Genomic DNA, 10,480 nt, shown 5'->3' on the forward strand with positions numbered 1-10,480 from the left:
CGACCGATTCCGACCCAAACACATCCACTGCTCTGTTGAATCCCCAAAAGACATCGGGATCGGGTCACTCTGTACTCGGCTCAGGAGCGCTGCCGAGAGAATTCAGAGATGGACTCTTGGTAGAGTGGGAGAAGATCGAGATCGCTGGGTGGATCGATCCACCTCCTTGACGACAAAAAGCGAAATTATCGCGCCTTCAGAGATCGCGATCCCCGTGCGGTCATCGGATTCAACAGAGCACACCCAGTGGAATCATTTGTGTCGGACACCGCTGACGCGGTGTCCTTGTCCTCTTCGACTCAACAGCGGCAGCTCAGCAGTATCAACAATCTCCTACACAAGAGCGTACGACCAAAGGATGTGCCGCAGCGATAACCCCAATCGGCTTATGCGCTGAAATACGTTTCATGTAACGCCTCGCCCCGCTCGAACCGGTCGCGTGCAAGCGGAGAGATGTCGACTGTCGTAGCCTCGCCATCGAGAACGAGTTCCGCGACTAGTTGGCCTGTTGCGGGCGACTGCATGAACCCATGGCCTGAGAACCCGGTCGCGGTGAGCAAGCCCGGCATTGACTCCTCGATGATGGGGTGATGGTCCGGCGTCATTGCGTACAGTCCTGCCCAGCCGCGGATTACCCGAGAATCGGGGCCAAAGTGGTCGGCCACAGTGGCGACATGTTCGACGACGTCCGCGGCCCAGTCGAGATCATGGGATTTTTCATACTTGTCGGGGTCATACGGTTGGTCGGAGCCGAAGTGACCGCCCACCAGCGCCTGGCCGTTGCGCTCCGGCCGGAAGTAGCATCCGTCGTCAAGGTCTGTCACTAGCGGGTTCGAGTCTGGTACCGGTGATTCAGGGTCAACGATAAGCGCTTGGCGGCGTTTGGGCGTCACTGGGAGGTCGATCCCGACCATTGAAGCGATCTGGGGGGACCAGGATCCGGCGGCGTTGACGACAACATCGGCATCGTAACGCCCCTCAGTTGTGTCAACACCGACAACACGGCCGTCACGAACACGCAGATCGGTCACTGCGACGCCCGTCTCGATAGCGGCGCCAGCTTCCGTTGCTGCCATCGAGAAACCTTGTAATCCCAGGTGAGGATCTGCGAAGCCGCCAGTCGGACAGTACGCCGCGGCGACGTACTGCCCGGTCCGTAGACCGGGGACGTACTCGGTAGCCTCCTCGGGATCAAGGATCCGGCTATCGACCCCGTGGTCGTTCTGGAAAGTCACCGTCTCCTCAAAGAGCGCGGCCGTCGAGTCGTCGCGCGCGAGGTAAAGGTATCCAGGACGCCGGTATTTGATGTCGGTTCCGAAATTTGCCTCAAACGTCTCCCAGACCGAAATAGCGGCCTGCGAAAGCCGGATGTTCACCTCTGTGGAGAACTGTTCGCGGATACCACCAGCCGCGCGGTCCGTCGCACCCGCACCGAGCGAGGCACGTTCGAAAAGGATCACATCTGCCCCTCGTTCGGCCAAGTAGTACGCGCTCGCACATCCCACGATCCCGCCGCCGATGATAACGACTGTCATTCCGAACGGTGTCTGTGTCCACGACGACATAATACCTTGTCCTGCCACATCGACAGCAGATTTAAGTCACAGGCGGGCACCTATGATAACATCTCGCATGGAAATCACAGACATATCGGTGTACCAAGTCGATCTACCTATCGCTGAGGGGAGTTACGACTGGTCGGGAGAGAACTCTTACGAGGCGTTCGACTCGACGATCGTTCAACTGGAGACAGACGTGGGGTTCGTGGGTTGGGGAGAAGTAGCGACGCTCGGCTCCGCATATCTGCCGGCGTACGCTCGCGGCGTGCGAGCGGGCGTCGAAGAACTAGCGCCCACCGTGCTTGGAGCCGATCCTACGCAACCACCGGTGCTGGCAGAACGCCTTGACCGCCAACTCCGGGGGCACCCCTATGTCAAGTCAGCCCTCGACATGGCGTGCTGGGACTTGGCGGGAAAGGCCGCCGACGTCCCGGTCTCGACACTACTCGGCGGGCGGTTCGGCGAGGACGTTCCTCTCTACCGGGCAATCTCTCAGGACACCCCCGAAGCGATGGCTGAATGCGTCGCCACCTACCGCGACGAGGGCTACGAGAACTTCCAGCTCAAGATCGGCGGCGATCCGATGATCGACGCAGAGCGCATCCGGATGACCCGGGACGAACTTGACGATGAGTGCATCGTCGATGCGGACGCAAATACGGGTCTAACACGACCCGAGGCCGTCCGGCTCGTCAAGGAAATTAAAGATGTTGATGTCTATATCGAGCAGCCCTGCCACAGCTACGAGGCCTGCCGCGCGGTCCGCAGGCAGACCGACCACCCGTTCGTCCTAGACGAGGTGATGACCGGCGCAGACGCTGTCGTTCGCGGTTACCACGAGGACGCGATGGACGTTGTCAACCTCAAGATCGCGAAGGTTGGCGGATTAACTCGCGCGCGAACTATCCGCGACCTCTGTGCCCAGTTCGAGCTCTCGATGATCGTCGAGGACACGTGGGGCAGCGAGATCGCGACGGCGGCGATCGCCCACCTCGCCCAGAGCACGCCAGCCGAGTGTCGGTTGGCAAGCACTGATTTCCAGAGTTACAACGGGGTCACGACCGCCGACGGGGCCCCAGAGACAGCCGATGGCCGGATGCGCACCCCGAGGACTCCTGGGCTCGGTGTCGAGCCACGTCTGGATGTCCTCGGCGACCCGGTGGCCACTTACGGAGGAGGCGCGTGAGGGACTTCGACCGGGCAGACTGGGAATCGACCAGCGATGACACCGACCGTGACGGGGAGGCAACCGACGACTGGGGATGGGCAACCGACTGGGAACCACCCGCGTCGTGGCCCGTCGTCGAGACGATTGACTCGCACACCGGCGGCGAGCCGCTGCGCATCGTTGTCGACGGCTGGCCGACAATCGAGGGCGACACCATCTTGGAGAAGCGCCAGTACGCCCGCGACAACCATGACCACCTGAGGAAAGCACTGATGTACGAGCCTCGCGGGCACGCAGATATGTATGGCGCAATTCCAGTCGAGCCCGAGCGCACCGACTCCGACGTGGGTGTGCTGTTCACTCACAACGAGGGATACAGCACCATGTGCGGCCACGGCATCATCGCCTTGGCGACGGTAGCCCTCGAGACAGAGATGATTGAGCCGACCGGCGACGAATCCACAATCCGTATGGACACACCTGCCGGCCTCGTGACTGCATACGCTATAACGGACGGCGATGGTGTGGCCTCGGTGGCGTTCGAGAATGTCCCCTCGTTCGTCTACGAACCGGAGCTTGCCGTCGAGGTCCCCGGGGTTGGTGAGGTGACGGTCGCAATCGCCTACGGTGGCGCGTTCTACGCCTACCTCCCGGCTGCCGACGCCGGTGTCGAGATCAAACCAGACGCGGTCGACGACCTGATCTGCACGGGCTCCGCGATCAAGGCTGCAGTGAACGATGAGATCGAGATTGGTCACCCCGAGGACGACGATCTCGGCTTCCTCTACGGGACGATCTTCACCGCTCCATCTAACCGGGACAGCATCGACAGCCGCAACGTTTGTGTCTTCGCCGACGGCGAGGTGGACCGATCGCCGACAGGGACCGGTGTCAGCGGTCGCCTCGCGCTGGAGTCTTACCACGACCGCCTCGAGCAGGACGAGCCATTCGTCGTCGAGAGCATCGTCGGATCGACGTTCACCGGACGGCTTCGCGGCGATGCGACCGTCGGCCCCTACGACGCGATCGTTCCCGAGGTTGCGGGCAGCGCGCACCTCACCGGCCGCTCTGAGTTCGTGATCGACCCAGAGGATGCACTCGGCGAGGGGTTCCTGCTGCGGTAGCGGGCGGTCGGCCGCTGGAAGTAAGCTCGGTCGCTCAGAGCAGGTTGCCTGCTCGGCGTTGGCGACGCTATCGGCGCCCGATCTCCCCGCAACGACGATATCGCACTTACTTCTCGCGGCCTGTCCAAACATTGAAGCCGGCCAGATGAGAAAATGTCGATCGCGACAGTATGCTTGTTGCCCGATTTCTCCACTCGGTGAAGCCCCCAAGCGTCGAGGTGGACCGGGTCGAATTCGTGGAACGTCGCCAAGCCTTCTTCGGGGTAGGTGGTCAGTTATCCTGCTGAACGACACAAACCTGCTAGTTTTCGTGATCGTGTATGTATGTATGTAGGATGTCCCAGCAGCATGTCGATCCACTCGAAGCTAAATTCTTCACTGCCGGGAGTTCGTACACGCTGTCGAGGTCGGTGACCAGGCTGCGCAATGCCCACAGGTTCGACGTGCCCGCATCGCCATTGATCGGGATGACGCTGTGGAGGTAACTCTCACGCGGCAGCTCAGGAAGGTGACGAACTCGTCCAGCTCCTCAAGTACTGCAACCGCGTCCACATCTCGTCACTTGAGGACGTTACTAGTGCAGCGTTGCCAGCCAGTGGAGGCACATGTACGTCAATTCCGATACGACGTTGCCGGATAATAGTTCTGTTGTAATTGGTTCTGTCGTTACCGCTCCGGGCGCGAGCGCGTCGACGCCGATTATTCGACGCGCGTCCGACTCTGCTCGCGCATGAACTGCTGGAGGTACCAGTAGCCGCCAGCGAATTTTCCGGTGGTGCCAGAGAACTTCCAGCCGCCGAACGGCTGGGCCTGGACGAGCGCACCAGTCGTCGCACTCTGGGTCCGGTTGACGTAGGTCATCCCGGACTCGACTTCGTCGAACCAGCGCTCGATCTCCGCCTCGTCTTGCGAAAACAGCCCAGCACAGAGGCCGTACTCGCTGTCATTAGACTTCTTGATACCCTCGTCGAGATTGGAGACAGGGTGAACCGTCACGAACGGGAGGAAGTGTTCCTCCCGAGCGAGCTCGTGGTCGTGGGGGATGTCAGTGACGACGGTCGGCTCGACAAACCGCCCGTCAGCTAAGTCGCCGTTCGTGCGGACGTTCCCACCGGTGTGGACGGTGCCGTCGTTTCGGGCTTTCTCGGTAATCTCTTGGTAGTACTCGACGGCGCTGTCGTCGATCAGCGGCGAGACAAATGTGTCTCGGTCGGTCGCCTGCCCGGCGGTGAGATCCTCAGTCTCGGCGACGAGCTTATCGGTGAACTCGTCGATAACATCCTCGTGGACGTAGACGCGCGAGGTCGCCGAGCACTTCTGCCCGCTGAAGGAGAACGCTCCGTTCTTGACGCCCTCGACAGCGTCGTCGACATCCGCAGTATCGCTCACGATGACCGGGTTCTTTCCGCCGAGCTCGGCGATGACGGGACCGCGCTTACCCAGATCCATGAACGTCTCTTGGATGCGCAGGCCGACATCACGAGACCCGGTGAACGCGACGCCGCTAACATCCTCGTGTTCGACGATGGGCTGGCCAACGTCGCTGCCACCGCCCGTGACGAGATTGATGACGCCCTCCGGGAGACCGGCCTCGTGGAGGATGTCGACGAACAAGTGGGCGGTCAGCGGCGTCGTGCTCGCAGGTTTTGCGACGACGGTGTTGCCGGCGATCATCGCGCCGCTGCTCATGCCGACAAACAGCGCCATCGGGAAATTGAACGGGGAGATGACACCGAAAACGCCGTACGGACGCAGGAGGTTCGTGGTGTGCTGGCCAGGCGTTGGCTCGCCGGTGTCGAACTCGTAGCCGTCGGCCCGCTCAAGCTCGCTGCTGTAGAAGTCGAGAAAGTCGATGGCTTCATCGACATCAGCCATCGCCTCAGTCCGGTTCTTCCCGTTCTCCAGCGAGAGAGTTGCCGCGAGCTCGAACTTCCGGTCGCGCATGGTATCTGCCGCGTCCTGGAAGATTTGGACACGGGATTCGACATTGCGATCCTCCCACGCTGACGCCGCCGTCGTGGCTGCGCTTACTGCGGCCTCGACATCCTGCTCTCGTCCCGCTGCGAACTCACCGATCTTGAGGTCTAGGTTGCCGGGGCTAGTCGCGGTGAAGGTATTGTCAGTCTCAACAGGTTCGCCGTCGATCTTCAGCGGGTGAGACTGACCGAGGTCGGCTCGGACTGACTCGACCGCCTCCTCGTAGGCCTGGTGGAATGCCTCCTCGCGGTCATCTTGCTTATGTGTGAGGTACGTCAGCTCGTTATCGTACGCTCTAGGTTGCACACTCGAGATGTTGTCGGGACCGTTGATATAGGTTCGGGTTTTGCTGAGTGGTCGCGTTAAGTTAAGCAAAAACGCAAGACTGCGAAAGTATTCGGCGAGTTCGGGAAATCCAAGTTATATACTCAAGATAGGGAGTAACTTCGGGAGAAACAGGATCTGGCTTCTCAGTTTTCCTTCCCGTCGATCATCACAGCACGATCAGCTACAACATTCTCGAACACTTCAGCAAATTGCATGACTGCAGCTATGTTGACACTAACTTAACGCGACCCATCACGTTGGTCTCAGGAATTTGGGCGATCCCGTAGTCCGACATGTAGTGTCTCTCGCCGTTCTCGAGTGTAGTCGTCGCCGCGTCCTTGATCAGCTGAGGGATATCGATATCAGGCCGACCGAGGTTGGGGTTAACAATATTTTCGTTGGAGGCTTTGAGTCAATCGCACTCCTCCAAAATAACTCTGATACTTAAAAAAGATACCGACGCGATGCGCACGACAGAAGTAACGAGGTCCATATACTGTCCCTCGAAGGTAACCGTTTAAATCTCTGCTCCATCGGTGGAAACAGCGCCTCTGCTCGCCGACAACGACCGCTACGCTTCCAGCACTCACTGTATAGTTGTCGTAGCGGCACATCGCTGTGGGCACCGTTTGGTACCGAACGACGGGGACTTAGTCGATCACCGTGCCTTCCGATAGTGGACTCCCACCGTTGAAGCGTTCGGCCGTCAACGAGGAAATGTCGATCGAGGTGGCTTCGCCGTCGACGACGAGCTCTGCGACGAGTTGGCCCGTCGCGGGCGACTGCATGAAACCGTGGCCAGAGAAGCCGATCGCATTAACGAAGCCGGGGAGTGTCTCCTCGATAATCGGATGATGATCCGGCGTAACTGCGTATAAACCTGCCCAAGAACGCCGAATCTCCGAATTCGGGCCGAAGTATTCAGCGGTGTCTGCTGCCGCCTCGACCACCTGTGCGGACCACTCGAGTGGGACCCGCTCGTCGAAGCTGTCCGGGTCCTGAGCTGGGTCAACGTCGGAGAAGTGACCGCCGGCGACGACATTTCCTTTCCGCTCCGGACGGAAGTGGACACCCCGGTCTGCGTCGATAGTGAAAGGCGTATCCGGTGGCACCGGCGTCTCGGGGTCGACAATGATAAGTTTGCGCCGCTTCGGCGTGACTGGCACGTCTAGGCCGGCCATTTCGGCTACCTGCGCTGCCCACGGTCCGGCGGCGTTGACGACGAAGTCGGCTTCGACTGGTCCCTCGGATGTCTCAACACCTGTGACGGCCCCATTCCCGTCGAGTGTGACATCGGTCACCGTGACCCCGGTGCGAATCTCGGCACCCGCCTCGTTCGCGGCGATAGAGAACCCTTGGAGGCCAAGATGCGGATCGGCGACACCGTCGTTGGGGGAGTAGGCCCCGCCAAGGAAGCGGTCTGTGTACAATTCTGGACAGATCTCTCCAGCGCGTTCTGGAGAGACAAACTCACTCTCGACACCGAGTTCCGCCTGCTTGTGAACGTTCTCACGGAATCGCTCAGCTGTTTCCTCGGTGCGTGCCATAAAGAGATAGCCGGGGCGGCGATACTCCAAGTCAGCGTCGAATTCCGTCTCAAAGCTCTCCCAGAACTCGATGCTGCGCTGAGAGAGCTTTGAACTCACCGGCGAGGAGAAATGGGCGCGGATACCGCCGTTGGCACGATCTGTACTCCCCGACCCAAGTGAGTTCTTTTCGAGGACAGTGACGGCTACCCCGCGCTGGCTGAGGTAGTACGCACTTGCGAGTCCAACGATTCCCCCACCTACGATTGCTACCTGCATGTGACCTGTTAGCGACTCGGGGTATATAATATCTGGCAACTAGGCAGGAAACAAGGAAGAGCATAGAGCCAGTCGTTCGCATAGGAGTTTGAGTCCTTCAGAGTGACTAGCTCAAGATAGGCGTTGAAATCAACGGATAACTTGCGATCTGATGTTGAATAGGATGTACATCAGGCCGAAGGCCGCGAGTCCTTATGCCCGCCCATATAAAATCGATAAGCGCCAATCTAGATGAGATACCTAGAGGGTGTTATCTTATGCTCTGTTGAATAGCAGTGTTGGCCGAGGCAATCGGGATTTGAATCGGCTTGTGACCGGTTGATACTATGGTCTCCGGATCGATATCGTTGCCTCGTGACTCAGAGGCCGCTATTCAACACGGCATTATCTTATGCTTCATTATGAGTATAAATAACCAGAATAGAAGCTCCATTTATATAGAATCTGATCCGAGAACTCTGACTCCATTCGGATGTGAGAATTGTACGACTTCTCTCACTATGTTCTTATTTCTGGGATCGGGCGGTAAATGAAAGTTTTAATTACAGTTAATGAAGTCCAATTCTTGAGGACAAGTTCAAAATCGTCAGTCCGGAAATTGATGAAATGTACCTCGATTATGACCGGAGTGGCTGGGACGACTACACCGTTGGCGAGAGCCTCCAAATCGCTGAAGCGGGCGGTGACATCGAAGTCGTCGACATCACCGTTGTCCGGATAAAGCGAGGAAACGACCCAGATAGCACTCGCGAAGATTCGCAAAATCGCGCGGTCCGAATCTGGGACGATACCAGGATGGATGTCGTTTTTCTCGACACCAGGACGACTGCCGAATCACTTGTTGCGGTCGTGGAAGATGACAATCTCGACATTATGTTCTCGGAAAACCAAGCAAAAGACGACGACTTCAATTTCATTAGAGTTCCATTTACCAAGGCGCTCAGCTACGAGTGGGCGGTGATCGTGAACGCACTCGACGCAAGAAGCCACTCGAAGGGAACGTCACGTCCATTCGCCGCGAGCTCGCGGACGCCGTGAGTGTCAATCTGCATGTGAGTTTCGTCGCTGGGGACATCGACTCCCAAATAAACGAATTGGACCGCGAGGTAGTCGACCAGATCGATAGCATCGACTACGACAGAGAGTTCAACCATGCGTCTATACGCAGGGGCCCGTGGCTCTCGCTGAGAACCTTGACACCGAGTTTGTCGTAGCGCCGAACAGGATTGATAATTCACCCATACTCGATCGAACGTACACCTCCGAGGTCACCGATGCCGACTCGGTTGGGTGCACATTCCAATCACCCTATAGCTCTAATGTTGATTTCCCCATCGATGACCCGCAGGTCTCGTTCTATGTACTGTTCGCATCGACGAGTGGCCAGCCACTAAATGGTCTCGCGACGCCAATCTCTCGGCGCCCGACGAAGAAATCAACGAGGACGCCAAGTAGTTGACCGTGACTGACTTTGAAGAGATCGACAACGAGGACACCGACACTTGTGACATAGAGCTCCTCGTCTCTATCGGACGTAATATGGGGTGGGGGGTGAGAATTTCGCACTCGTCAAAGAGTCAGCCGTGTTACCGGGGAAAAATTTTCATCTTCTCGTCTAATCGGGTATAGCGGCTAGGTACCACAACCCGGAAGGTCGGGTAGTATGGTGAGTGAGTGATGGCGGTGGTCTACATCGTCATTGATATCTTCGAGGTCACTCAGCATGCGGGAGTGAAAACATTGAGACAGTCATCTCGTTCAACACCGATCCCAACGCACTATCTTTGAAACAGACAACTACTGTAGCGTCAGCGAACTCTTCAACTTCGTTCCCGATCGTTGGAGATCTCAGCGACGAACTACCAAATATATGAAAAGAGTTTTGTATCCCTTAAGAGGCATCACGTCTCTGAGCATCAACCGAAAAAGTCCAGAGAAGTTGCAGCGTTCCTCATCTCTGATCGAGACAGTTAGGCGACCGGTACAACGATTCCGGTCAGTCGCGACGACAATCATTCAACCCGTAGATTTAGTGGAGTCGAATATTCGTCTACATCATACGTATTGTTGGATCTCAAGGCGCGGCTATAAGTCCAGAAGACTCCCGGATTCGAGCTGGATTCTATTCTAAAATGTGTTTAACGTGTGAACTTATTCAAATTACAAAAGCTACAATGGAGTCACACAGTACCGAGCAATACCAAAAAGAAGGACAGCGAAACAGACGATCAGCATCTCGGACGTTATCAGACGAGTGAACGGCACCATTATCTCCAACCTGCTCCCGAAATAAAACATTAATAATCATAATGGATGCATATTTAAGTATATTTGATGTTCCAGGGCCCAGATTCCGAGAGGACGGCCGATACCAGGTGGAGACCAAATCCAAAAGTTCATATTAGTAACAAATAACCGGCAGCCAAGTTACTACCCTATGAGCGTCAAAATAAAGCATTTGGATGATAGTCTCGAGGCAAAAGCTGAGTTACACTCTGTCCGGCTGTGTTGAATCGCCAT

At 57.3% G+C, this 10,480-nt stretch carries 6 protein-coding genes; 3 read left to right on the top strand and 3 right to left on the bottom strand.

Translation table 11 applies throughout. The annotated features are described in order from the left end of the window. Positions 1–386: 386 nt before the first annotated feature. Entirely contained in the window at positions 387–1,535 is a 1,149-nt protein-coding gene (locus DJ69_RS16915; protein ID WP_099256735.1) for an NAD(P)/FAD-dependent oxidoreductase, read from the bottom strand. A 97-nt stretch (positions 1,536–1,632) separates the two neighbouring features. Between DJ69_RS16915 and DJ69_RS16920 the strand changes: the two genes are divergently transcribed. Together DJ69_RS16920 and DJ69_RS16925 are read left to right on the top strand one after the other, a co-directional pair. Continuing rightward, positions 1,633–2,745, top strand: coding sequence for a cis-3-hydroxy-L-proline dehydratase (locus tag DJ69_RS16920; protein ID WP_099256737.1), 1,113 nt, complete (start codon positions 1,633–1,635; stop codon positions 2,743–2,745). Next, the gene (locus DJ69_RS16925) at positions 2,742–3,851 is read left to right on the top strand and encodes a proline racemase family protein (protein ID WP_099256739.1); all 1,110 of its coding nucleotides are present in this window, start codon (positions 2,742–2,744) and stop codon (positions 3,849–3,851) included. Before DJ69_RS16920 ends, DJ69_RS16925 begins: the two co-directional genes overlap by 4 nt. 699 nt (positions 3,852–4,550) lie before the next feature. On the opposite strand, the gene DJ69_RS16930 is transcribed toward DJ69_RS16925, so the two are convergent. Next, positions 4,551–6,134, bottom strand: coding sequence for an aldehyde dehydrogenase family protein (locus tag DJ69_RS16930; RefSeq protein WP_099256741.1), 1,584 nt, complete (start codon positions 6,132–6,134; stop codon positions 4,551–4,553). Positions 6,135–6,805: 671 nt separating this feature from the next. Further along, on the bottom strand, positions 6,806–7,960 hold the full coding sequence (locus DJ69_RS16935) for an NAD(P)/FAD-dependent oxidoreductase (RefSeq protein ID WP_099256743.1): 1,155 nt from the start codon (positions 7,958–7,960) through the stop codon (positions 6,806–6,808). A gap of 606 nt (positions 7,961–8,566) precedes the next feature. On the opposite strand from DJ69_RS16935, the gene DJ69_RS16940 reads away from it, so the two are divergent. Beyond that, positions 8,567–8,998: an adenine nucleotide alpha hydrolase family protein gene (locus DJ69_RS16940; protein WP_099256744.1), complete on the top strand. Its 432-nt coding sequence runs from the start codon at positions 8,567–8,569 to the stop codon at positions 8,996–8,998. Positions 8,999–10,480 lie beyond the last annotated feature (1,482 nt).

This window comes from Halorubrum persicum (genome assembly GCF_002727125.1).
Taxonomy (GTDB): Archaea; Halobacteriota; Halobacteria; order Halobacteriales; family Haloferacaceae; genus Halorubrum; species Halorubrum persicum.